The 23,899-nt window shown below is 72.8% G+C and carries 23 protein-coding genes and 1 pseudogene; 12 read left to right on the top strand and 12 right to left on the bottom strand.

From position 1 onward, the window contains the following. Positions 1–111: 111 nt before the first annotated feature. A complete protein-coding gene (locus OG550_RS19475) occupies positions 112–1,986 on the top strand; it encodes an LCP family protein (protein ID WP_327679272.1) in 1,875 nt (624 codons plus the stop codon). A gap of 103 nt (positions 1,987–2,089) precedes the next feature. Here the strand turns inward: OG550_RS19475 and OG550_RS19470 are convergent, their stop codons facing one another. After that, positions 2,090–2,854 (bottom strand): sporulation protein, encoded by a 765-nt coding sequence (locus OG550_RS19470; RefSeq protein WP_327679270.1) that lies wholly within the window; start codon positions 2,852–2,854, stop codon positions 2,090–2,092. Between the two features lie 484 nt (positions 2,855–3,338). Here OG550_RS19470 and OG550_RS19465 point away from each other — a divergent pair, with 484 nt between their 5' ends. From OG550_RS19465 to OG550_RS19445, 5 genes are all read left to right on the top strand, one after another. Then, the gene (locus OG550_RS19465; protein WP_327679268.1) at positions 3,339–5,849 is read left to right on the top strand and encodes a hypothetical protein; all 2,511 of its coding nucleotides are present in this window, start codon (positions 3,339–3,341) and stop codon (positions 5,847–5,849) included. After that, positions 5,846–6,859, top strand: a complete 1,014-nt coding sequence (locus OG550_RS19460) for a hypothetical protein (RefSeq protein WP_327679267.1) — start codon at positions 5,846–5,848, stop codon at positions 6,857–6,859. Before OG550_RS19465 ends, OG550_RS19460 begins: the two co-directional genes overlap by 4 nt. 168 nt (positions 6,860–7,027) lie before the next feature. Beyond that, positions 7,028–7,384, top strand: a complete 357-nt coding sequence (locus OG550_RS19455; RefSeq protein WP_327679265.1) for a hypothetical protein — start codon at positions 7,028–7,030, stop codon at positions 7,382–7,384. A gap of 178 nt (positions 7,385–7,562) precedes the next feature. After that, a complete protein-coding gene (locus OG550_RS19450) occupies positions 7,563–8,303 on the top strand; it encodes a FadR/GntR family transcriptional regulator (protein WP_327679263.1) in 741 nt (246 codons plus the stop codon). A 168-nt stretch (positions 8,304–8,471) separates the two neighbouring features. After that, entirely contained in the window at positions 8,472–9,749 is a 1,278-nt protein-coding gene (locus OG550_RS19445) for a CynX/NimT family MFS transporter (protein ID WP_327679260.1), read from the top strand. 129 nt (positions 9,750–9,878) lie between these two features. Here the strand turns inward: OG550_RS19445 and OG550_RS19440 are convergent, their stop codons facing one another. From OG550_RS19440 to OG550_RS19405, 8 genes and pseudogenes are all read right to left on the bottom strand, one after another. Next, positions 9,879–10,595: an ABC transporter permease gene (locus OG550_RS19440; protein WP_327679259.1), complete on the bottom strand. Its 717-nt coding sequence runs from the start codon at positions 10,593–10,595 to the stop codon at positions 9,879–9,881. Between the two features lie 158 nt (positions 10,596–10,753). Then, on the bottom strand, positions 10,754–11,671 hold the full coding sequence (locus OG550_RS19435; RefSeq protein ID WP_327679257.1) for an ABC transporter ATP-binding protein: 918 nt from the start codon (positions 11,669–11,671) through the stop codon (positions 10,754–10,756). Between the two features lie 23 nt (positions 11,672–11,694). Beyond that, on the bottom strand, positions 11,695–12,600 hold the full coding sequence (locus tag OG550_RS19430; RefSeq protein ID WP_327679256.1) for an ABC transporter permease: 906 nt from the start codon (positions 12,598–12,600) through the stop codon (positions 11,695–11,697). Continuing rightward, positions 12,584–13,648, bottom strand: coding sequence for an ABC transporter ATP-binding protein (locus tag OG550_RS19425; protein WP_442906027.1), 1,065 nt, complete (start codon positions 13,646–13,648; stop codon positions 12,584–12,586). Before OG550_RS19425 ends, OG550_RS19430 begins: the two co-directional genes overlap by 17 nt. A gap of 153 nt (positions 13,649–13,801) precedes the next feature. Next, positions 13,802–13,981, bottom strand: a pseudogene (locus tag OG550_RS19420) (LLM class flavin-dependent oxidoreductase); the annotation flags it as partial. A 107-nt stretch (positions 13,982–14,088) separates the two neighbouring features. Further along, positions 14,089–14,721 (bottom strand): GNAT family N-acetyltransferase, encoded by a 633-nt coding sequence (locus tag OG550_RS19415; protein ID WP_327679252.1) that lies wholly within the window; start codon positions 14,719–14,721, stop codon positions 14,089–14,091. A 23-nt stretch (positions 14,722–14,744) separates the two neighbouring features. Continuing rightward, a complete protein-coding gene (locus tag OG550_RS19410) occupies positions 14,745–14,912 on the bottom strand; it encodes a hypothetical protein (protein WP_327679250.1) in 168 nt (55 codons plus the stop codon). A gap of 72 nt (positions 14,913–14,984) precedes the next feature. Further along, the gene (locus tag OG550_RS19405) at positions 14,985–15,515 is read right to left on the bottom strand and encodes a GNAT family N-acetyltransferase (RefSeq protein WP_327679248.1); all 531 of its coding nucleotides are present in this window, start codon (positions 15,513–15,515) and stop codon (positions 14,985–14,987) included. Positions 15,516–16,100: 585 nt separating this feature from the next. On the opposite strand from OG550_RS19405, the gene OG550_RS19400 reads away from it, so the two are divergent. After that, a complete protein-coding gene (locus tag OG550_RS19400) occupies positions 16,101–16,988 on the top strand; it encodes an LLM class flavin-dependent oxidoreductase (RefSeq protein ID WP_327679246.1) in 888 nt (295 codons plus the stop codon). Positions 16,989–17,053: 65 nt separating this feature from the next. On the opposite strand, the gene OG550_RS19395 is transcribed toward OG550_RS19400, so the two are convergent. Next, a complete protein-coding gene (locus tag OG550_RS19395; protein WP_327679245.1) occupies positions 17,054–18,046 on the bottom strand; it encodes a hypothetical protein in 993 nt (330 codons plus the stop codon). A gap of 615 nt (positions 18,047–18,661) precedes the next feature. Beyond that, positions 18,662–19,585 (bottom strand): serine/threonine-protein kinase, encoded by a 924-nt coding sequence (locus tag OG550_RS19390; protein WP_327679243.1) that lies wholly within the window; start codon positions 19,583–19,585, stop codon positions 18,662–18,664. 83 nt (positions 19,586–19,668) lie between these two features. On the opposite strand from OG550_RS19390, the gene OG550_RS19385 reads away from it, so the two are divergent. From OG550_RS19385 to OG550_RS19375, 3 genes are all read left to right on the top strand, one after another. Continuing rightward, entirely contained in the window at positions 19,669–20,214 is a 546-nt protein-coding gene (locus OG550_RS19385; protein ID WP_327679241.1) for an RNA polymerase sigma factor, read from the top strand. Beyond that, the gene (locus OG550_RS19380) at positions 20,211–21,077 is read left to right on the top strand and encodes a hypothetical protein (protein ID WP_327679239.1); all 867 of its coding nucleotides are present in this window, start codon (positions 20,211–20,213) and stop codon (positions 21,075–21,077) included. Before OG550_RS19385 ends, OG550_RS19380 begins: the two co-directional genes overlap by 4 nt. Before the next feature lie 94 nt (positions 21,078–21,171). Continuing rightward, positions 21,172–21,915, top strand: coding sequence for a hypothetical protein (locus tag OG550_RS19375; protein ID WP_327679237.1), 744 nt, complete (start codon positions 21,172–21,174; stop codon positions 21,913–21,915). Between the two features lie 75 nt (positions 21,916–21,990). On the opposite strand, the gene OG550_RS19370 is transcribed toward OG550_RS19375, so the two are convergent. Then, positions 21,991–22,167, bottom strand: coding sequence for a hypothetical protein (locus OG550_RS19370; protein ID WP_327679235.1), 177 nt, complete (start codon positions 22,165–22,167; stop codon positions 21,991–21,993). Positions 22,168–22,335: 168 nt separating this feature from the next. Here OG550_RS19370 and OG550_RS19365 point away from each other — a divergent pair, with 168 nt between their 5' ends. Both OG550_RS19365 and OG550_RS19360 read left to right on the top strand, forming a co-directional pair. Next, positions 22,336–22,809, top strand: coding sequence for a hypothetical protein (locus OG550_RS19365; RefSeq protein WP_327679234.1), 474 nt, complete (start codon positions 22,336–22,338; stop codon positions 22,807–22,809). A gap of 77 nt (positions 22,810–22,886) precedes the next feature. Beyond that, the gene (locus tag OG550_RS19360; protein WP_327679232.1) at positions 22,887–23,885 is read left to right on the top strand and encodes a hypothetical protein; all 999 of its coding nucleotides are present in this window, start codon (positions 22,887–22,889) and stop codon (positions 23,883–23,885) included. Positions 23,886–23,899: the final 14 nt, after the last annotated feature.

Raw genomic sequence — 23,899 nt, 5'->3', positions numbered from 1 at the left:
GCGGCGAACCGGCGGGTCGGCCCGGTACGGCCGGGTTCGGCGGCCGAGCGCAGCCCCGAGAGTTTGTATGCTCCCAGGATTGCCGCTTCCGCCGCTGAGAGGTTCGCGCCAATGTCAGGCCAGTGGAGCGAGGGGCCGCCGGAACCGGGTGGGCGACGGCGAGCCGACGGCGGCGTCCGCACCGGCCGGCCCGAGGACGGGCCGGGCCGCGTACCGGCGCCGCGTCCCGGAGGCCGGGCCGAGGCCCGGCGGGCCGCCCAGGGCCGGGGCGCGCCCGGCAAGGGCGCTCCGGGCAAGACCGTCATGGGCAAGGGCGTCCAGGGCAGGGCCGCACCGGGTGGCACGGGCCAGGGCGGCGCGGGCCAGGGGAGCGCCGTACAGGACCGGCCCGTCCGGGTCGGCCGCCGCCCCGACCCGGACACCTGGCCGGACGGACCGCGGAACACCCGGCGCCACCCCGCCCGGGACGCCCGGCGCGGCGCCCGGCGGATCATCGCCTGGTCGGTGGCCGGGGTGCTCGTCGTCCTGGCCGGTGCCGGCGGCGCGGTGTACTACAAGCTGAACGGCAACATCCGTTCCTTCGACCCGGACGCCATCGCCACGGACCGCCCGCCCGAACCGACCGCCGACGCCCACGGCAACCGGCCGGTCAACCTGCTGCTGATCGGCTCGGACTCCCGCTCCGGCCGGAACAGCGACCTCGGCGGCGGCAACGAGGGCGGTGCCCGCTCCGACACCACGATCCTGCTGCACGTCCACGCCGACCACCGGCACGCGGTGGGCGTCTCCATCCCGCGCGACGCCCTGGTCACCATCCCCCGGTGCCGGCTCCCGAACGGGAAGTGGACCAGGGAACAGCCCGGCCAGATGTTCAACTCGGCCTTCTCCGTGGGAAACGCGGAGTCCGGCAACCCGGCCTGCACGCAGAACACCGTGGAGAAGCTCACCGGTATCCGGGTCGACCACACGATCGAGGTCAACTTCCAGGGCTTCGCCGCGATGACCGGGGCGGTGGGCGGGGTCGACGTCTGCCTCCCCAACGACATCCACGAGGGCAACATCAACCCCGGCCTGGGCCGGAAGGGCAGGGTGGTGCTCCCCAAGGGCCGCCAGCGGGTCTCCGGCCAGCAGGCCCTGGACTACGTCCGGCTGCGGCACGGCATCGGCGACGACTCCGACATCGGCCGGATGAAGCGTCAGCAGGCCTTCCTGGCCTCGCTGCTGGCCAAGATCAAGAGCCAGGGGCTGAGCCCCGGCACGCTGCTGCCGCTGGCCGACGCGGCCACCCGGTCGATGACCGTGGACCCGGGGCTCGACTCGGCGGCCAAACTGGTGGACTTCGCGCTCTCACTCCGGGACATCGACCTGCACGACGTCAAGTTCCTGACCACGCCCTGGCGTTACAACGGCGCGCGGATCGACCTGGTGCACCCCGCGGTCGACAACCTGTGGAAGACCCTCCAGGCCGACCGGACCCTCGACGGCCAGGACGCCACCGGACGGCAGGAGGACGCGCCCGCCTCCCCGTCCCCCGAGGCGGCCCCGCCGTCGGCCACGCCCTCGCCCACGCCGCTCACCACCGACGGGGCGCCGATCCGGGTCGCCGTCCTCAACGGCACCACCGCGCCCGGTCTGGCCGCCCGGGCCGCCGAGACGCTCCGGGCGGCCCGGGTCACCGTAACGGGGCTCCGCACCGCGAGCAGCACGGCCCGGACGACCACCACCGTCGAGTACGGGGCCGGGCAGCGGGCCAACGCGGAGAAGGTCGCCGCGCTGTTCCCGGGATCGGCGGCGGCGCCCGGGACGGCCGCCGGGATCAGCCTGGTGCTCGGCCGGGACTACGCCGCCGGAGCCGCGGCCTCGGCGGCCTCCGCGTCCGCGGCCGCCTCCGGCCCGTCCGGTGCCCCGGCTCCGCTGCCCGCCGAGGTGGTCAACGAGGCCCGGTCCGGCGACGACGACATCTGCGGCAACGTCTCCTACGGCTGACCGTCCGCCCCGGACCGCCCGTCCGACCGGGACAGACCGGACGGGCGAGCGGAACGGCCGGGGGGAGGCGGGACGGCCCGCCGCCCCGCCTCCCCCCGCGGGATCAGAGCGCCGAACGGATCCAGCCGTCGACCAGCGACGTCAGGTCCTGGTCGGCCTGGCCGTGGTCGACCACGTGGGTGCGGATGACGTCCCCGCCACCGCCGAACAGACCGCCGCGCTTGTCCGCCTCCAGGACCACCTCCACCCGGTGGGCGGTGGTCACGAAGCTGACCTCCAGCGAGTTGCAGGCGTGCGCGTACTGCGGCGCCGAGGAGTACTCGATCTCCTGGTAGAACGGCAGCGTCTGGCCGGTGCCGCGGATGTGCCCGGCCTCCAGGTCGGCCGAGCGGAAGCGGAAGCCGAGCTGGAGCAGCGTCTCCAGCACGCGGCGCTGGACCGGCAGGGGCTCGACCTCAAGCGGGTCGGAGTCGCCCTTGTCCAGCGCCCCGGCGATGTCGACCTCGGTCCGCACGCCGAGCTGCATGCCGTGCAGGCGCTGCCCGGCGATGGTGGTGACCGGCGTCTCCCACGGCACCTGGACCGCGAACGGGATGGACCGGTTCTCGCCCGCGGCCAGCTTCAGCGGCTGGGTCACCGAGAAGCGGGCGAACGGGTAGAGCCCGGTGCTCTCGCCCTCCTCGTGCTCGATCTCCACCCGGGCGACCAGCGTCAGGGTGATCCCCCGGATGTCGGCCTCCACCGTCCCCCCGGTCAGCTCGACCGTCCCGTGCAGGGTCCCGCCGGGCTGGACGACCGGCGTGGTCAGGACGGTGTCGACGCCGGGACCGCCGACGCCCAGGGCACCGAGCAGCTTCTTGAACACCATGCGGACGCTCTCCTCGAATCAGGGGTGTGGACCGGCTCCGTCATACCAGACCACCGGTAGGGCCGGCCTCAGCACCCACCGCCGCCGGAGCCGCCCGCCGGACCGGTGGCCAGGACCGGAAGCCCGCCCGACCGCCTGCCGGGCCGCCTGCCGGGCCGCCCGGCGGAGGGGGCGGCGGAGGGGGCGGGTACGTCATGACTTCGTCACGCTACCGACCGACCGGCTCGGGAGCGGCGGGCAGTTGATAAATTTTGGATGTGATTGTCTGATCGGTTGAGCGACCACGCTGGAGCAGGACCACGGCACGGCACGGCAGACGGCGACGCACGCGATGGCGGCCGCCGCCGGCGTCGGCCGAGCGGGCCCGCACCGGCTGGGCGCCGACCGCGCGGACGTGCGGATCGGCCGGACAACGGGGGTTGTTGATGGTGGTTCGGAACAGGGAGCCGCAGGGCGGGCGGGGACAGCGTTACGGGGGCGGGAAGTGACGGACAACAAGCCGGTCAACCCGGGTGAGGTCCCGGTGTTCACCGGGAACCTCGCGTTGCTGGACGCCAACGTCAAGGCCATCTCCACCAGCGGCCCGGCGATCTCCACCGCGACCGGCAACATCCACACCAGCTTCGGCGGCCTGCGCGCCTTCTACCAGGCCCCCGAAGCCGAACAACTCTTCGCCACCACCAAACCCGTCGCCGACCTCGGCCTCAAACTCTCCACCGACCTGTGCACCATCGCCGGCGCCCTCGGCACCTACAGCCGCGACGCCGCCCCCATCGTCAAAAAACTCGAACACCTCAAACACGAAGCCGAGACCTTCCGCAACAAGGCCAACGCCGACGACAAATGGCGCGAGGACGGCGACCTCGTCGACGAGAACAACGACCGCCGCAACGAGATCGCCGAAGTCTGGACCCAGTTCCAAGCCGTCGAACGCGCCGCCCACGCCAAAATCGTCGCCCTCGTCGGCGGAACCCCCCTCAAAGTCAACGACGGCACCAACGCCAAGGACATGTACGGCTACGACGCCGAAGCGTTGAAGCAGTCCAAAACCCTCCCCTGGGGCGAAGCCGTCGAGGAATCCATCCCCTGGTGGCAGGTCTGGGAACACGCCTGGGAATTCGGCAAAGGCGTCATCGTCGACGGCGTCTGGGGCACCCTCGTCGGCCTCGGCACCCTCGTCGGCTTCCAAGGCTGGGACGCCGCCGGACAAGCCTGGACCGGCCTCGCCAAACTCGCCACCGGCCTCGCCATCACCGCCGTCCCCGGCGTCGGACCCCTCTTCCTCGCCGTCCCCGACGACAAACTCCCCTCCTGGCTACGCGACTCCCGCACCGCCATGAAGGAAACCGGCAAAGCCCTCCTCGCCTGGGACCAATGGGGCTCCAACCCCTCCCGCGCCGCTGGCGCCGTCACCTTCAACGTCCTCACCACCGTCTTCACCGGCGGAGCCGGCGGAGCCGCCTCCGGCGCCGGCAAAGCCGGCGCAGCCGCCAAGGCCATCTCCCTCGCCGGCAAAGCCGGCAAGGTCATCGACCCCATGACCTACCTCTTCAAAGGCGCCGGCGCCGGCATCGTCAAAGTCGGCGACGTCATGGCCGGCCTCAAAGGCCTCGGAAAATTCGAAGTCCCCACCATCAACATCGACAAAGCCATCGCCCTGCCCGAAGGCGCCCTCAAACTCCCCGACGGCACCATCCGCATCCCCAAGGGCCTCGCCGTCCCCGACGGCGCCTTCAAAGTCGGCGACGACACCGTCAAATTCCCCAAGAACACCACCACCCTGCCCACCGGCACCGTCAAACTCCCCGTCGACGGCCCACCCCGCTTCATGGACCCCAAAGGCAACATCTACGACGCCGGCGGCAACATCACCCAACACGCCGACGCCGCCAAACCCGACATCGTCGACACACCCGCCAACAACCACACACCCCCCAAGACCCAACCCCCCGTCAAGGTCGAGACCCCGGTCAAGGTCGAGACCCCGGTCAAGGTCGAGACCCCGCAGCTCGTCACCGTCGGCGGCCACCACGTCTCGGACCCCGTCGGCGTCGCCGACAACGGCGTACCGGACACGGTTCCGCGTGGCGGCGCGGACCACCTGCCCGGTGGCCACGCGGACGACCTCGCCGGCCGCGGGCCCTCTGCGAGCCACGAGCCCCCCGGAGGGTCGGGGCTCAACGACGGCCCCGGAAGCCACGACGGCCCCGGAAGCAACGGCCCCGGAGGCAACGACGGCCCCGGAAGCAACGGCCCCGGAGGCAACGACGGCCCCGGAGGCCACGACGGCCCCGGAGGCGACGGCCCCGGAGGCCACGACGGCGACGGTCGGCTGCCCACCGAGGAGCCCCGGCCCTTCGAACGCGGAGGCGAGACCGAACAGCGGATTCGCGACAACCTCCGCGGCTCGAACGCGAAGCCGGCCGACGTCGAGAAGGCCTTGAACAACCTGGCCCACCACCCCGCCGGTCAGGAGATGGCGGACCTGATCGCCTCCGGCCGGTTCAAGGGCCGGTTGAACTTCGATCAGGTGGTGTCCAGCTTCAGTCAGGCAGACAAAATGTCGGGCGGCATCGAGCAACTGCGCCTGGCCGACCGACTGGAGAGGAACGGGGTCAGCGACATCAGCTTCGAGGTCAAGAAGGACGTGGAGATCAAGCCGGGCGTACGGACCGGGCCGAAGACCGACATGGACGTCATGGCCCGCGACGCCGACGGCACCATCTACGGGTACCAGTTCAAGGAGGTCGCGAACCCCAAGAAGGTCACCCAGAAGATGTGGCAGAACATCGGGCAGCTCGCGGACTCGGCCGCGGACGTCAAGGTGTTCGTCGTCGACACCAAGGGGAGCCTGGCGGACCTCCTGGCGACGGGCATCAAGGATGACCTCGCCAGGATCCACTCCGAGAAGGGTGTCATCGTTGTACTCCGCGTCGAGGACGGCACGATCATGTATCCGCCCGGCGCCGACTTCATGCCAGGAGGCCGTCCTTGATCACCAGCACGCCCGTAGCGCGATGGTACTGGGGTGAACCCGGGCACCGGACCGATCTGGTGGGCGAGGCCGTACGCCGGTTCGTCCTGGCCCTGCGGGCCCTCGACCGGCACCGGTTGGGCACTCCACACCTGGGCCGGGTGACCGTGTGCGTCCCGGAGCCGGGTCACCGCGACTTCCTGGTCCGGTCGGACTTCCAGGTCGGCGCACTCGCTGTGGTGGACTCGGGGGCTCCCGAGTCCCTGACCGCTCGGATCGGGGCGGCGCTCACTCCCGGCGAGATCGGCACCGTCGAACTGTTCGCGACCTGCGATGGCATCGTGGAGACCGGCCGCGACGCCCGGGCGGAGGAGGGCCTGTTCACCCTGTCGGTGGAGGCGTCCGAAGGGTTCTTCAACGTGGGACTCACGACCTACTCCGACGCCTGGCTGCCCTTCGACCTCCGCGGGCACGCGCAGGAGGCGCTGTTCGCCGCGAACGGGCCTCGCCTCGCCTCGGCCCTGGCGGAGATCTCCGAGGCACTTGACCTGGAGGTCGACCCCGACGACTCGACCTGGTTCGCCGTTCCCACCGAAACGGGGGCGGAGAACCAGTTCGAGGACACCGACGGTTCGCCCTCCGACGTGTGGGGGCGGTTCGAGGTCCCCTACCGGAACACCGTCTTCAGCCAGGCCCCGACGTTCACCCCCGGCTACGGGCGCCAGGCCTCCGGTCCGGTGCGGTATGTGCCGGTGGTCGGCGAGCAGGGGACCCTGGGGTACCTGTGGGCCTCCGATGCCGAGAGTGCCGCGAGCTTCGAGCCGTGCGACGTGGCCGACCTCGACGGCTACCGGGCGGGCCTGCTCTGGCTCGATCGCCTTCAGGCCTCCTTCGACCGCGGCCTGGCTCCCGCAGAGGCCCTGAACCGGCTGGCGGCGTCCGCCGAGGACTCCGTCGCAGGGCGGGCGGCGTCGTCCGAGACGGCCGAGGTGGACGAATTCTGGAAGCTCCGGGAACTCGCCCGGTCGTGACGGGACGCCGGGCCCGGCCGGAGCCGTCGGGGATCACACTCCGGCGGCCTCGGCATCGACAGCCGCCTCGGCGTTCCGACCGGCTCCCTCACCGACCCGTCCCTCACCGACCCGTCCCTCGCCGACGCGGTCCGGGCCTGCCGACCGGCGGGCCACCCGGACGCCGAGATGGGCGAGATCCTCGTGCTGGGGAACGGCGTGTGGCTCGACGCGGACGGCAACCGCCGCAACGAGTACCGCCTAGTCGAGCTTATGGTGTCGCCGGACGAGATCGGCAGCCCCTACGCCGAGCTCTCCGTGCACCACGACGTCTGGGGCCGGTGCGACTTCCGCGGCCGTCCGCACCCGGCCGTCCACGCGAACAACGCGCCCCGGCTGGCGGCGGCCCTGCGGGAGCTGGACGACCTGCTCGGCGTCGAGGCCGAGCCGGGCGAGCGGACCTACTTCGGCAAGGCCGAGGGCCACGGCCTGGAGGACCCCGACCTGATCGACGGGCTGGGGCCCGACCTCACCGACCTGATGTGACGGCTCCGGGCCGGTCCTCCCCGTCGAACGGCGGCGGAGGACCGGCCCGCGGTGTCACGACTCCGGAAGCGACGGTTCCCCCTCCGTTCATCCCCAGTTGTAGGATGACCGGGCAAGCGGTTGTAGGATGACCGATGACCGGCTCGCCCAGGGCCGCCGCAGACCGGGGAGGACCGTCGTGACCAGCGCGAACAGCAGCAACCACACACTGCAGACCGCCGGGCGGCGCTCCCTCGTGGACACCGCGATCGAGCAGCTGCGGGAGCAGCTGAGCACCGGCGTCTGGCCGGTCGGAGCACAGATCCCGACCGAGCACGAGCTCGCCGAGCGGCTGGGCGTCGGCCGGAACACCGTCCGGGAGGCGATCCGGGTGCTGGTGCACGCCGGCATGCTGGTCTCCCGCCAGGGCGAGGGCACCTTCGTCCGCTCCACCAGCGACCCGGCGGCCGTCCTCCGCGGGGTCCAGCGCTCCGGCGTGCGGGACGTCCTGGAGGTCCGTGCCGCGCTGGAGGCCGAGGGCGCCCGGCTGGCCGCGCTGCGGCACACGCCCGAGGACATCGTCCGGATGCGGGCCGCGCTGGCCCGCGAGGCCGAGGTGATCGCCTCGCACCCCGAGCGGGCCGGCCGCGAGGCGACCGTCGAACACGACCTGGAGTTCCACACCGCCGTCGTCGAGGCGGCGCACAACCCGGCGCTGGCCGAGGTGTACCGCTACTTCGGCGCCTCGGTGCGGGAGTCGATGCGGACGGCCTTCGGCGACCACGAGATGCCGGAGGTGGTCGTGGCCACCCACGAGGCGCTGGTGGACGCGATCGAGAGCGGTGACCCGGACCGCGCCGAGGCGGCCTGTCGCGCGCTGCTCGCCGAGCCGACCGCGGCCGTCGAGCAGCTCCTCGCCGCCATCGCGGCCCGGAAGTAACCGGCCCCAAGCCCCTCCGCGGCCCGGCTCCCTCGCCCGGCCGCACCCTCCGCGCCCGCACCCCGACGCCCGCGCCCTCCGCGGCGACGCCCTCTTCCACGCCCGCACCTTCCGCGGTCCCGCCCTTCCGCGTCCCCGGAACCGTTTCCCGAAAGAGCAGCACGCCCCATGGCCGTCACCCGTGCCCAGCAGCCGGTGGTCACCACCTCCTCCTCCGCGCTCCCCGTCCGCAGCCGGCTCGCCCACCCCGCCCTGCTGCTGACCGGCATCCTGCTCGTCGCCCTGAACATGCGCGCCTGCCTGGCGGCGATCTCGCCGATGGTCGGCGAGATCCAGCACACGTTCGGCCTCTCCGCCACCGCCAGCGGCCTGATCACCACCGTGCCGGTGCTCTTCCAGGGTGTCGGCGCTCCCCTCACCCCCCGGCTGACCCGGCGGTTCGGCACCGAGCGGGTGGTGCTGGGCGCGGTGCTGGTGCTCGGCGCGGGCGTGCTGCTGCGGGTCCTGCCGTCGGTGGCCGCGCTGTACGCCGGCTGCGTGGTGATCGGCGTGGCGATCGCCGTGCTGAACGTCTCCATGCCCGGCCTGGTCAAGCGCGAGTTCCCGGGCAAGGCCGCCGCGATGACGGGCGTCTACTCGACCACGATGCTGGTCGGCGCGACCCTCGCGGCCGGCCTCTCGGTGCCGCTGGAGCACGCGCTCGGCGGCGGCTGGCAGGCCTCGCTCGGGGCCTGGTCGCTGCTGGCCCTGGTCGCCGCGGTGGCCTGGCTGCCGCAGGTGCTGCGGACGCGGGCCGGACGGTCGGCCCCGGCGACGTCCGCGTCCTCGTCCTCGTCTGCGTCCGGGCCCGCCCCGGCCGCGGCGGGCCGGCCGATCGAGGGGATCTGGCGGTCGCCGCTGGCCTGGCAGATCAGCCTCTTCATGGGCATCTCGTCGCTGCTCGTCTACACCCTGGTCGCGTGGATGCCGACGATCCTGGCCGACCACGGGATGGCCCGCGGCGAGGCCGGCCTGGTCTTCGCCTTCTCCAACCTGGTCCAGGTGGCCGGCGCCTTCCTCGTCCCGCTGATGGCCGGCCGGATGACCAGCCAGCGGGCGCTCGCCCTCGTGATGGCGGTGCTGAACGGCGTCGGCATCGCCGTCCTGCTGATCGCGCCGGTGCCCGGCGCCTGGGTGGCGGCCACCATCCTGGGCGTCGCCCAGGGCGGTTCGCTGGGCCTCGGACTCGCCTTCATCGTGCTGCGGACCGACAGCGCCGCCGGCGCCGCCCAGCTGGGCGGGATGTCCCAGGCGGTCGGCTACCTGGTCGCCGCGGCGGGACCGGTCGGTGCCGGCGCGCTGCGCCAGGCGACCGGCGGCTGGACCGTGCCGCTCACCCTGATGCTGGTCCTGGTCACCGTCGTGGCCGTCGCCGGCTGGGGCGCGGGGCGCAACCGGACGCTCTGAGGGACCGACACCGAAGGGCCCGCCGTTGCAGGGCGCCCCGCCGTACCGCTCGGGCCCGCCGCTGCTGCTGCAGGGCGGCCCGACGCCGTCCGGGAGCGGCCCGCGGGCCACGCGGCCGGTCCGGGCGCCCTACTCCTCGCCGGCCAGGGTCAGTCCGGCCAGCCTCACCGAGGCGAACGCCGCCGCCGCCACTGTGGCCACCAGCAGCAGCGGAACGGCCACGCCGAGCGCCACCTCGGCGGTGACCGCGCCGTCCGCGGCGACCGCCTTCGCCACCGACATGCCCCACTGCTGGACGCTGAGCGTCCGTGCGCCCTCGACGTAGGTGCCGATCAGCGACTCCCAGACCAGCGCGTACGCCAGCCCGGCCACCACCGCGTGCCGGGTGACCACGCCGAGCAGCAGGAACAGCGAGCTGTAGGCGGCCCCCGCCACCAGGGTGGCGGCGGTGTAGCCGAGCGCCACGCCGTCCTTGGTGCCGTACAGCACCAGGCCGGCGATCAGTGTCGGGACGGCCGCGAAGACCCAGGTGGTGCCGATCGCCACGGCCAGCTTGGTGGTGATGATCTTCCAGCGCGGCAGCGGCTTGGCCAGCAGGTAGACGATCGAGCCGTCGTCGATCTCGGTGGCGATGGCGCCGGTGCCGACCACCAGGCCGAGGATCGGCAGGAGGGTGCCGAGGCCGAGCTGGCCGAGGATCTTGACGGTCAGGTCGTGCTTGTCCCCGCTGGCGCCGGCGGCGATGACCGAGACGAGCAGCAGCAGGGCGGGGACCACCAGCAGCAGCAAGCCGCGGCGGCGGCCCAGCAGGCCGCGCAGCGTCAGCCTGGCGACGGTCGGGTTCATGGTGGGTCGGCCTTCCTGGGGTCCGTACGGGGTCCGGTCCGCGGACGGGTCCGGAGCGGGGCGGGTCCGGACCCGGAGCGGGTGCGGGCGGGGCTGGTCGGGGGGCGGGGGCGGGGACGGGAGCGCGGCGGGCGCGCCGGGGCCGCTCCGCCCAGGGGCTACGCGGAGACGAGGTACGAGAAGACGCTCTCCAGCGACTCGTCCGCGGGCGCCACGGTGTACAGCCGGATGCCGGCCTGCTGGGCGACCTTCGGCAGCAGCGTGGTGAACCCCTGGAAGTTCACCGCCTGGATGCGCAGCGCCTTCTCCTGCCAGTCCAGCTCGATGCCGGCCGTCGACGGGTCGGCGATCAGTGCCGCCGCCAGCCGGCGGTCGTCGCTGGAACGGACCAGGTAGCGGTGCGGGCGGTCGGTCATCAGCCGGCGGATCTTCCGGAAGTCCCCGGAGGCCGCGTGCCGCCCGGCCACCACGACCTCGATGTGCCGGGCCAGCTGCTCGACCTCCTCCAGGATGTGCGAGGAGAACAGCACCGTCCGTCCGTCCGCCCCGAACCGGCGCAGCAGTTCCATCAGCTGGAGCCGCTGCCGCGGGTCCATCCCGTTGAACGGCTCGTCGAGCAGCAGCACGGCGGGGTCGTGGACCAGCGCCGACGCCATCTTGACGCGCTGCTTCATGCCCTTGGAGTAGGTGCCGGTCTTCCGCTCCTGCGCGTACTCCATCTCGACCAGGGCCAGCGCCTTCCGGGCGGCGGCGCCCGGGTGGGGGAGGCCGTGCAGTTCGGCGTTGGCGAGCACGAACTCCCAACCGGTCAGGTAGTCGTACATCGACTCCCGCTCGGGGACCAGCCCGATCTGCCGGTACACCTGCTGGTTGCGCCAGATCGGCGTGCCGTCCAGCGTGACCGCCCCGGTCGAGGGGGCGAGGAACCCGCTCATCATGTGGATGAGGGTCGACTTCCCGGCGCCGTTGGGGCCGAGCAGACCCGTGATGCCAGGACCGATCGCCATGCTGACGTCGTTGACGGCGACCACGTTCCCGAACCAGCGGGAGACCTTGTCGATGGTGATGGTGGCCATGACGCCCTCTCAGATTCGGTTGGTCAGATGCCGCGGTAGCGGCGCAGCAGCAGCCGGTACGAGCCCGCCACCATCGCGGCGGCGACGGCGGTGAAGGCCACCACCCCGAGCCCGCCCGGCGCGTGCATCCGGTCGGGACCGCCGCCGAGGTCGAACAGCTGGTTGGTCAGGCTCTCCACCAGGCCGCCCGGCGACAGCAGCGCGGCCCACTGCGCGGAGTCCGAGACCCCGCCGTCGACGGTGCCCATGCTGATGCCGATCACGACCGCGACGACCACCGTGCTGATCGCCAGGTAGCCCATGATCGCGGCGACGCCGAAACCGCGGCGCGGCGTGGCGGCGGCGACGACCACGGCGACCGAGGTCGGCACCAGGGCGTACAGCACCGCCGCGACCAGGCCGTACAGGAAGTGCGTGGTCTCGTGGCCGAAGCTCAGCCCGCTGAGCAGCGCGCCGACGTACAGCACCAGCAGCGGGACGAGCATCAGCAGCAGCTGGGCGCAGACCATCGCGGCGAACTTGGCGCGGACGTAGTCGGTGCGGGTGATCGGGCGGGAGAAGTACAGCGGCACGGTGTGGTGGCGCAGGTCGCGCGAGAACAGCACCGGCGCCTGCGAGGCCAGGAAGATCGAGACGATCAGCCCGATCCCGCTCAGGTACTCCGCGTAGTCCATCGACAGTTCGGTCTGCCGGCCGGCGACGGTGATCACCACGATCATCACGGCGGGCACGGCGACCGCGCCCAGCACGATCATCGGCAGCACCTTGGACTTGCCGGACCGCCCGAGGCCGTACGCGGCGCGCAGGCTCTGGGTGAACAGCGAGCGGGTGGCGTACGCCCGGCCCAGCCGGGGGCCGGTGTAGCCGCGGTAGCCGATGTCGTGGATGACGCCGGTGTCGGTCGGCCTGGTCTCAGGAGACGACGACATCTGCGATACCTCCCTCGTTCTGCCGGCGGCCGTCGTCGACCGGGCCGGTGTCCGCGCGGTCGGCGCCGTCCGCGCCGGTGTCCGCGCCGCCGTCCGTGAACAGCTCGGCGACCCGGTGCCGTCGCTGCTCCAGCCGGACCAGCCCCAGACCGAGGGTCGCGACCGCGTCCCGGATGGTGTCGTAGGTGTCGTCACCGGCCAGCCGGACCAGCAGGATCCGCGGCCCCTCCGCCTCCACCGCGAGCCCGGCCGCGGCCAGCCGCGCCCGCACGGCGGCGCTCGCGTCGAGCCCCGCGTCCTCCGGGTGGTCGGTCACCTCGACGGCGAGCATCGCCGTGGCACCGGTGAAGGAGGCGGTCGACGAGGACCGCAGCAGCTTGCCGCCGTCGATGACCACCAGGTGGTCGCAGGTCCGCTCCAGCTCGCCCAGCAGGTGGGTGGTGACCAGGACCGAGATGCCGAAGTCGGTGTGCACGCGGCGGATCAGCGCCAGCATCTCGTCCCGGCCGACCGGGTCCAGCCCGTTGGTGGGCTCGTCCAGCAGCACCAGCTTCGGGTCGTGCACCAGCGCCTGCGCCAGCTTGACCCGCTGCTTCATGCCGGTCGAGTACCCGCCCATCGGCCGGTACCGCTCCTCGTACAGCCCGACGTGGCGGAGCGTGTCCGCCGTCCGCTCGCGCGCCGCGGCGGCGGGCAGCCCGGCCATCCGCGCCATGTGCACCACGAACTCGGTGGCCGACACGTCCGGCGGGAGGCAGTCGTGCTCGGGCATGTAGCCGACCTGCTCGCGGATCTCCGACCCCTGGGTGGCGATGTCGAGGCCGAGCACCTGCCCGGTCCCCGAGGTCGCCGGGGCCAGCCCGAGCAGGATCTTGATGAGTGTGGACTTGCCCGCCCCGTTCGCCCCCACCAGACCGACCACCCCGGGCTCCACCTCAACGGTGAGCTGATCGAGGGCGGTCACCCGGGGGAACCTCTTGGTGAGGCCGTCCGTCTTGATGACAGTGGACACCTGCCCAAGGTAGTGGCCGGGTCCCGTCCGGGCCATGAGCTCGGATGACGAGCACCTCTGCTGCTGCGGTATGACATCCGCCCCGCCGTCCCCTAGGGGATCCGCTCCTCCCGGCCCGCCCGGCCGGCCCCTCTCCACCGGGGACCGGCCGGGCACCTGACGGTCCGCCGCGCACCGGCGGGCCCGCGGTCAGCCGAGCTGGGCGAGGCCCTCGGTGGCGATCCGCTCGAAGACCTCCGGGTCGTTCTCGAAGATCGAGTCCGGGACCGGCCAGTGGATCACCAGCTCGGTGATGCCCAGCTCCCGGTAGCGCCCGGCCCAGTCCACGAAGGCGTCCACCGACTCCAGCGGCTTCTCCGCCGTCGACCCAGTGGTTGCCGTCGTCGGTGGCTGGCGGGTCGGGAAATCCCCCACGAGCGAACTCGGTGATGCCAGGGATCACCATGTGCGGCACCACTAGCTCGGTCAGCACGGCTTCACCCTCCGTGCGACACGTCGTCAGGCGGGTCATCCCGGGAGAGTGCCTTCGTGGCATCGGGCACGATCGCGTCGGGGGCCCGCAGCCCCTCGATCGGTGTCCACTCGTGCTCCAGGACCGAGTAGGTGATCGAGTCACGCCATGCTCCGTTGACGAAGACGTGGTCGCGGATGCGGCCTTCCTCGGTCATGCCGACGCGGAGGAGCGTCCGCGCGGACGCCTCGTTGAGCGGAGAGCGGGCGGCCCAGATTCGGTGCAGGCCGAGGGCGTTGAAGCCGAGTGCGCACAGGAGGTGGACGGTCTCGGTGCCGAGCCCCTTGCCCCACTCCGCTTGATGGAGGGCGAAGCCGATGGTGGCGGCCTGCTGAGGCTCGGTGGCCAGGCGGGCGTACCCGATCAGCCGGTGGTCGCCGAGGTGGGTGACGGCGAGGCCGTACTCGGTCCTCGGGCTGTCCGTCGCCGATTGCATCGAGCGGTCGACGATCGCCTGGACCTGGTCGCGGGTGCGGGGCTCGAAGCTGAGGTGCCGGGTGGCCTCGGGGTCGCCGTAGACGGCCAGGAGGGCGTCGGTGTCCTCGTGCTCGATCTCGCGAAGTACCAGGCGGGGGCCGGCCAGGTGGACTGAGGTCATGGCCGCGGAGCCTACCTGCGCGGTCACCGGATGAGGACCGATGTCGGGTTGGCGGTGAACGCCTCGATCTCCTCGCGCAGGTCAACCGCCGCTCCGCCGGCACTACGACCACTGGACGGCAGCGCGGCGTGGACGCGCTGGGCACTGCTGGTGATGCCGAAGTTCCGCTGCTCGATGGGCAGGTCGAGCACGGGGCGGACGGCCTCGGCTGCGGTCGCGTCCCCGATTTGGGGACGCGACCGCAGCCCTTCCGTATCCGGCGGTCAGCCTGCAGGCAGGGTCTTCAGAAGAACGACGCTCTCGTAGTTGGTCACATCCCACCGCCAGGTGCCAATCGGGTCGTATCCCCGTCGGCGGTACCAGCCGACCAACTCGATCGCTTCGACCGACGTATCGATGACCGCCTCGGTCGCCCCAAGAGCGGCGATACGCTCCTCCGCCAGGGTCAACAGCCGTTGCCCGAGACCCGTCCTGCAGTACGCGGGATCCACCGCCAGTTGCCAGAACGAGCCCGCTCCCGCCGGGGCTGGGTACCCGTCCTGCACCTTGTACCGGGCCGCCAGCGTCACGGTTCCCACCAGCACGGCTCCCTGCAGTGCCAGCCAGCACTCACCCCTTCCAAGTCGGATGGCCGTGTCCTCCACCGACTGGTAGGAGGCAAAGAAGGCCCGCCCTGCTGCAGCGTGATCGGCGTAGGCGCGATGAAGCAGGGTGGTCAACTCCTCCACGGAGTCATCGGCAGAGAAGCGTCTCACCGCGACCTCGCTGGCCACCGGGTCGGTCGCACGATCCATCGTTCACCGCCTGTCGTGGCTCCTGGCCGCCGGTTGCGCCACCCCTGCACACCTCCATATTGGAACAAGGTAGGACGAGCAGGTCCGTGAGGGGGTCGCCACGCTGTTCGGGGTGATCCGCCCGGAGCCGCGCCTGCACCTTGGAGAGGCCGAGGCGCGGACGCTCGCCCCGCAGATCGCGCAGTGGCTGGAGCGCGGATGTACCCCCGCAGACCTCGCCCAAGCCCTGCTGCCCGGCCTGCCGACCCCGGTGCACTCGGCGGTGGCGGTGCTCCGCAACCACCTGGAGCGCAGGATGCCACCCGTCCAGGCCCCCGTGAAGCCCACAGCACCCCGGTACGCCGAGTGCGCCAAGTGCCACGACCCGGTGCCCCGGCCGGGCATCTGCCGTCCCTGCGCGGGCCTCGCAACCCGGACCATCGCGGTGGGCGGGGGTGCGGACGTAGCGACTGCGGGTGCTGCACGCGTCAGAACCGCCCTGCGATCGGCGATGACCGGTGGGCGGCCTGCACACACCACTACTTGATCCGCGCCTGCCCGGCACGCCACCGATGCGTCCGGCCAGGTCCGGTTAGGGTCGACGACATGCGTCTGAGTACCGTGATCCTCCCCATCCACCGGTGGAGCGAGGGGCAGAAGATCTGGCGTCGAGCCGACGACCTCGGCTTCCACGCCGCGTACACCTACGACCACCTGTCTTGGCGGAGCTTCCGGGACGAACCGTGGTTCGGGTCGATCCCGACGCTGACGGCAGCGGCAACGGCGACCGAGCGGCTCCGGTTGGGGACCCTCGTCACGTCACCGAACTTTCGCCACCCGGTGACGTTGGCGAAGGAGCTGATCACGCTGGACGACGTGTCCGGCGGCCGGCTGACGCTGGGGATCGGGGTCGGCGGGGTCGGGTTCGACGCGACGGCGATGGGGCAGGAGGCGTGGTCGCCGAAGGATCGGGCGGACCGGTTCGCCGAGTTCCTGCCGCTGCTGGACGAGCTGCTGACCAACGACGCCACGACCCGCGAGGGCACGTACTACTCGGCCGTCGAGGCACGGAACATCCCCGGCTGCGTGCAGACGCCCCGGGTCCCGTTCTACGTCGCCGCGACCGGCCCGCGCGGGCTCCGCCTGGCCGCCGAGTACGGGCAGGGCTGGGTCACCTACGGCGACCCGCGCGGCCCGGCGGACGTACCGGTCGAGCAGGCACCCGAGGTGATCGCCGCGCAGCTGGCGAAGCTGACCGCCGCCTGCGAGGCGGCGGGCCGCGACGTCCGCGAGCTGGAGAAGGTCCTGCTCCAGGGCTCGACGGCCGAGAAGCCCCTGCAGTCCCTCGACGCCTTCGTCGACTGGGCCGGCAAGTACCAGGAGCTGGGCATCACCGAGCTGGTCATCCACTGGCCGGTGCCGGACTCCATCTTCGAGAACGACCTCGCCGTCTTCGAGAAGATCGCCACCGAGGGCCTCGCCCAACTGGGCTGATCAAGGCCAGCGTTGCAGTGTTGTCCGCCGACGGTCGCAAGGCCGCCGGCGGACAAACGCGATGCTCAGCCGTCACGGCCCTGGGTGACCACGAATTCGGTTCCATCGAGCGTCGCCCCGACGAGCGACTCGGCCCACTTGGCGAGTAGGACTGACTGTTGCTCAACCTTGTCCAGCAGGCCGACGAGCTGGGATGCCTCCGGTGACGTAGGCAGTTCGCAGCGAATCGCCACGATGCCAGTCGCGCTACTGCACTCCGGGTCGTCAGGGTCATCCGGTCGCCAGCGGCCGATCTCGATCTCCCAAGAGTCGGCGTCCTTGTTGCCGGGCTCCGGCGCAAGGATCGACATGTAGTAGCCGTCCGAATCGTACGGTTCCGTGAAGATACCGACAGGGGTGTAATCCAGCGCGGCCTGCTCGCTGGAGCATTGAGAATAGGCCGTCACCAGCACCCGCAGGTCCGCAACGGCCTGCATCCGCTGCTCGGGTGAGATCCCCTCTTCGAGGCGATCCAGCTGCTTCCGGACCTCGCGGCTCAGCATCTGCATCCCGCCGTCATAGGCCACGAACGGGTAGCCGAATTCCCAGTCCCGCCGGCTCTCCGTCTCAGGAACGGGGATTCCCTCCGAGTACTCCGCCAACGCATCGCGCAGCCCGCGCTCCTCTGTCCCCAGTTCCGCCTCGATCGCGGTCAGGACAGGCGGGGGCACGGCCGCCAGTGCAGCATCCAAGTCGACGAGCGCTTGGTGAAGTTGCAGGCATGTGTACTCGTACCACAGGCTGTGCGAGCCGTTCAGGAGATCGGCGCGCAAGTCCCGGTTGGTAAGCGCTGCGAGGTGCGTTCGCGGGTAGCGGTTCACACCGCGATTGCGGCGATCGAAAACACTCAACGGGACAGTGGCCAGGGCGGAGATCCGGTTGAGCGCATCAACGATCGGCGCCGCGAGAGCAGGGCTGCTCAGGCTCGTCACAGTGGACGATGCAACCCCGTCCGGGCCCTGGTAGGTCGCGAGGATCTGCGATTTCCCGCGGTTCGCATGCTGGGAGTAGATGGTCACAGTGGGCACCTTTCGACCACCGTGCTGATGGCAGCCCGCTGGTCACGTGAGTCACGGGGGAAGAAGGCGGTGGCGAGGGTGCTTTCCGACGCTCCGTGCCTTGAATAGATCAGCGGTGATCCAGGCGCTGTCCCGGACTCCTTGCCGCTCTCACCGTAGCGCACTTGTGGTGAGCAACCGTCGGATCTTCCAACTTGCCCAGAAGATGAGCGACTTTGACCATCAGGAAGGAGCTGCTCCGGTTCAGCCAGGTCGACCGCGCTGGGGCAGCCTTCCCCGCTCGGGAGACAGACGGCGCTGTCGACGAGGACCGACCCACGCCGCTGGGTCAACAGCTGCCGCCAAGTCCGCCCTGGCCACCGGGCGGCTCAGGTCGCCCGCCAGGCGAGATCCGATTCCATCCAGGTGAGCCCTGACGGGCCTAGGGAGACGCAGCGTGTGGGCTCCAGGTCGTTTCCGCAGCTCAGGCTGCGATAGGTGAAAAAGAATTGACCGAGGTGACCAGCGCCCCCGGCCGGATCCGCCCGGCTGCCGTCGGGGCTGCCGTCGGGGTGGGCACCGGCCGGGTTCGGCTCCGGGGCGCGGCCGCCGGTGCGGACCGGCTCCCCGTCGGGTTCAGCGCTGCAGCCAGCCCAGCAGGGTCGCCGCCGTGAACACCGTGCCCGACGCCAGGCAGACCGCGCGCGGGGTCAGCCACCCGGGGCCTTCCCGGACACGCCCCGGGGGCCCGGGCTGCGGCGCCGGAGCCAGCAGGGCGTCCGCGAAGGCCTGGGCGGTCGGCGGGCGGTCCGCCGGCTCGACGGACATCGCGGCCCGGAGCAGCACGGCGACGTGCGGTGGGACCTCCGCCCCGGCCGGGAGGGCCGGCAGCGTCGAGGCGGTCGGTCCGTCGGTCATCAGGGCCGTGGCGCGTCCGCCCGGGCCGAACGGCTTCTGCCCGGTCAGCAGCTCGTAGGCCACGACGGCCAGCGCGTACACGTCGGCCCTCCCGTCGAACCCGCCGGTCTGGAAGGCCTGTTCCGGTGCCATGTACGCGGGCGTGCCCGTGGTCACCGTCAGCCCGGACGCGTCGGCCAGTTGCTTGGCGCTGCCCAGGTCCGCCACCAGCACCGCGGCGGGCGCGGGGCCGGTGGCGAGCAGCAGGTTGGACGGCTTGACGTCGCGGTGCACCACGCCCGCCTCGTGCAGGACCTGGACCGCGTAGCCCGCCTCCGCGGCCAGCCGCAGCGCCTCCTGCGGGTCGCACCGGCCGACCCGGTCCGCCAGGGTGCCGCCGCGTACGTGGTCCATGACGAAGTAGGGCCGGTCCTCCTGCACCCCGACGTCGTGCACCCGGACCACCCGCGGGCTGGCGATCCGGCGCAGCAGCCGCGCCTCCGTCAGGAACCGCTCGCGCACATCGGCGTTGGCGGCCCAGTTCTCGGCCAGCACTTTCACCGCGACCTCGGTGTCGAGCTCCGGATCGTAGGCCTTCCAGACCGTCGCGAAGGAACCGGCTCCGAGCCGCTCCAGGAGGAGGTAACGGCCGAGCTTGCGCATGTGGCAGCATTCTGCCGGAGTCGGGGGGAGTGTGGAACTCCCATTCGACGGGGATGCCGGGCGGGACGATACGGGGGATCCGGGTGTTCGAGGAAGGCGAGCTGGAGCGGCTCGTGGCGGCTGCTCAGGCGGGGGAGCCGGGGTCGATGGAGTACCTGCTGGCCAAGCTGCGGCCGGTGGTGCTGCGCCGCTGCTCGCGCTTCCTGCCTCACCACGCCGACGCGGAGGAGGCCGCGCAGGACGCGCTGCTGTCCATCAGCACGCACCTGGGCGGGTACGGCGGCCACGGCTCCTTCCTGGGCTGGGTGACGGTGATCGCCTCGAACGCCGCCCGGTCCACCTACCGCTCGATGCGCCGGCGCGCCGAGGACAGCCACGCCGACCTCCCCGAGTCCGTCGACCCGCGGACCACCAGTGTCATCGCCGGGACCAGGCTCGACCTGATGGAGGCCCTGGCCGCGCTGGAGCAGCAGCACCCCGCCCTGGTGGAGTCCTTCGTGCTGCGCGACCTGGGCGACCTGACCTACGCCCAGGTGGCCGACGAGCTGGACGCCCCGCTGGGGACGGTCAAGGACCGTATCCACCAGGCCCGCCGCTTCATGCGCGAGCGCCTGGTCACCGGTCTGTGAACGGCGGTCCCGCGGCGGGCGGCGGACTCGCCGCCGTCCGGCCCCGGGCCGCCGTCGCCGCCCTGGTGGCAGCCGCCGCGCTCGGGCTGGCGACCGGCCGGTTCGTCCTGCCACCGCCCCCCGGCGCCACCGCGCACCCGGCAGCGCGGTCGGGTGCCGCGGTCGGCGGGGAGGCCCAGGGCGCGTCCGCTCTCGCGACGCCCGGCGTGTCCGGCCTGACGCCCTCGGCCTCACCCTCGATTTCGGCCTCGCCCTCCGGCTCCGCCTCGCCGGCCGGTGCGACCGGACCGGTGACGACCGCGAACCTCCTGGGACCCGCGGCGTTCAGCCCGGACGTCGACGCCGCGCGGATCCACGTCGCCGACCGGTACGGCGACGGGGCCTACGCCAACGCGGCCTGCTCCGGCGAGAAGACCCTCACCCAGACCCTGGGCGGGCCCGGTGCCCACTTCCGCGGACTGATGACCGGCTCCCGCGCCGACCCGGACGACCCCACGGTGGCCGACGACCCCGGCGACCAGGTCGCCCGCGAGGTCACCGCCGAGGCCCGGAACCCTTCCCTGGCAAGGAACTTCGCCGCGCGCCTGCTGCTGGAGGAGGAGCCCTGCCAGGCGGAACCGCCGGGGCACTGGGTCTACGGCAAGACCACGACGGTGCAGCTCGCCCCGGACGTCACCGCGAGCTGGATGGGCGCCTACCCGGGAATCCTCAACACCACCGGCGCAGCGCCCGAGGGCAAGGAGCCCTGCGGCGGCATCGCCGTGCTGCGCAGCGGCAGCCACTACGGGGTGCTGGAGGTCGGTGCCTGCCTGGGGACGGCCGCGATGGACCGCGTCGTCAGGACCGCTCTGTCACAGCTGTGAAACAGCCGGTCGGGGCTCCAACTTTCCCTCCTCCGGCGACATCTCCCCGGTCGTACGAGGACGCAGCAGGCGTCCCGACCAGCAGGGGGACCAGATGACCGAGAACCAGGCCGTCCAGCAGAAGTCCGTTCGCCGCAACCGGGTCGCCGCCGCGGCCTGCTTCGCCGCCGCACTGATCACGGTCAGCGTCGTCGGCACCCAGTCGGCCACCGCCGGCGGGTCCGCGCACCCGGCCGCGGCCGCGGTCGCCGCCACCCCGGCGGTCGCCGCCGCCCCGGCCACCGCCTCCCACCCGGCCGCTGCCGCGGTCGCGGTCGCCGCGCCCGGGCTCGGCTCCGCCGACCTCCTCCAGAGCGAGGACTACTTCCAGCAGGGCCTGAACCCGGTCGGCGCGACCGTCTCGCTGACCGGGCGCCAGGGGCTGTCCGCGTGCTCCGGCGAGGAGACGATGCGCGACCTGACCAAGGGCAGGGCCACCGCGTACGCGTCCGTGAACTGGACCTTCGACACCGAAGGCCTCCTGACCGAGTCGGCTGCGAGCGCTCCCACCGGGACCGCGGCCGACGCCTGGGAGAAGCAGCTCGTCGCGCTCGTCCAGGACTGCCAGGACGAGCCCGCCGGCCACTGGCACTACGGCGCGGCCCACACCCTGACCGTCACCGGCGGGACCGCCCGCTGGTACCCGTCCTACAGCGGCGACGGCACGGTCAGCGGCGGGGTCGCGGTCCTGCGCAGCGGCACCAGGGTCGGCATCGTCGAGCTCAGCGGCCGGTCCGCCGGCGCCCCGGCCTCCGTCGAGGGCATCGCCACCGCGGCACTGAGCCGCCTCCGCGCCTGACCGGCAGCCCCGACTCGGGCCCCGGACTGCGGGGGCGGGGCCCGGACTACGGGGGCAGGGACCGGGGCCGGGGGCTCAGGGGTGGGGGCGCTGCGCGGGGAGGTGGACCGGGGTCGACGGGGTGGCGCGGCGGGCGAGGTCGGCGAGGGTCTCGAAGAGGATGTCGCCGAGCAGGACGGGTTCACGGGACGGGGGCGGGTCGTCCTCGGGGGTGGTCGGTGGGCGCTCGTCTCGAAGCTGGCGAGTTGGCATGGCTCTTCCTGCCGACGGGGTGGCCGAGGAGAGTCCTGCCCGGTCAGCGGGGTCGGGACACTCCGGGAGCGGGCCAATCGGCCGGAACTGGCGCAGCGGGGACCGAAACACACCCGCACCGAGCCGCATTTACGGGGGACGAATACCGGCTGGGGGTATTCTCGGCGCGTGACGGCGGATGGTGGGCGGGCGCGTGGGGCCGGCGGGGCCGCGGCCCGGCTGCTGGTGCTCTGCGCGCTGCTCGCCGGACTGTTCCTGATGCACGGTTCTCCGACGGCGGCCGCCGGCTGCCACGAGCCGGCGGCGGCCCCGGCACCGGCGATGACGGCGGCGGCACCGGCGGCGGCCGTCCCGCACCTTCACACGCCGGACGGGCCGCCCGTGCCGGACGGGCCACCCGCCCTGGACGGGCCGCGAACGGCGCACGGGGACGGGGCGCCGACGGCGGCCGCCTCCTGCGTGACCGCCCGGGACCGGGACGGCGCCGGACTGCCCGCCGCACCGCCGTCCGCCGGAGCGCCCGCCGTACCGGTCGCGCTGAGCCCGCCGGACGGGCCGCCCGGACGTCGGGCCGACGAGCCGCGCGGGCCGCCCGCCGCCGGTCGGCGTCTGCTCTCCCAGGTGTGCGTCTCCCGGACCTGACCGGACCCGCGCCGGGCTCCCCCGAGGGGCCGGGCGCGCCGCGTCCTGTCCGCACGCACCGGAAGACACCTCGAACGATGACTCGCGACACCCGCACCCGCACCCTCGCGCTCGCCGCCGGCGCCGCCGTCCTGGCGGCCGCCCTGACCGCCTGCGGCTCCGCCGCGATGAGCGGGATGGACCACGGCGCACCGGCACCCGGCACCGCGACGACCGCGGCCGCCACCGCCTCCCCCGCCGACGCCCACCAGGGCCACCAGATGCCCAGCACGCCGGAGGCCCCCGCGCCGGACGCCGCCACCCCCGGCACCACCACCCCCGGCACCACCACCCCCGGCACCACCACCCCGGGCGCCGCCGCACCGCCCACCGAGCGGAACGGCTACCGCCTCACCTCCGACACCGGGACGCTCCCCGCCGGGACCCCCGCCGAGTACCGGTTCGCCGTCACCGCTCCCGACGGCGGACGGCTCACCGCCTACCAGCCCGACCAGACCAAGCGGATGCACTTCTACGCCGTCCGCTCCGACCTGACCGGCTTCCAGCACCTCCACCCCGAGATGGCCGCCGACGGCACCTGGACCGCCCCGCTGGCCGCGCTCACCGCCGGCACCTGGCGGGTGTACGCCTCGTTCGTCCCTGACGCCGGCCCCGGCAGCGGCACCGGCCTGGTGCTCAGCCGGACGCTCGCCGTCCCCGGCGAGGGTGCGGACGCCGCCGCCGCACTGCCCGCCGCGACCGGCACCGCGACGGTGGACGGGTACACCGTCACCGTCGAGGGCTCCCCCGTCGCCGGGAAGGCGGGCGAGCTGAAGGTGACCTTCGGCAAGGACGGCAGGCCGGTCACCGACCTCCAGCCGTACCTGGAGACCTTCGCCCACCTGACCGCGTTCCGTGCCGGCGACCAGGCCTTCGCCCACCTCCACCCGGAGGCCCGGGCGCAGGACGGCGGCACCGGCGGCCCGGCGCTGACCTTCCACGCCGAGATGCCGGCGGCCGGTGACTGGCGGCTGTTCCTCCAGTTCCGGACCGGTGGGCAGGTGCACACCGTCGGCCTGACCCTCGGGGTGGCGTAGCCGCCGCGGCACCG

This window comes from Kitasatospora sp. NBC_00458, from assembly GCF_036013975.1.
GTDB lineage: Bacteria > Actinomycetota > Actinomycetes > Streptomycetales > Streptomycetaceae > Kitasatospora.
Note: the sequence above shows the minus strand (reverse complement) of the source record. Positions and strands in the feature narration are given on the sequence as shown.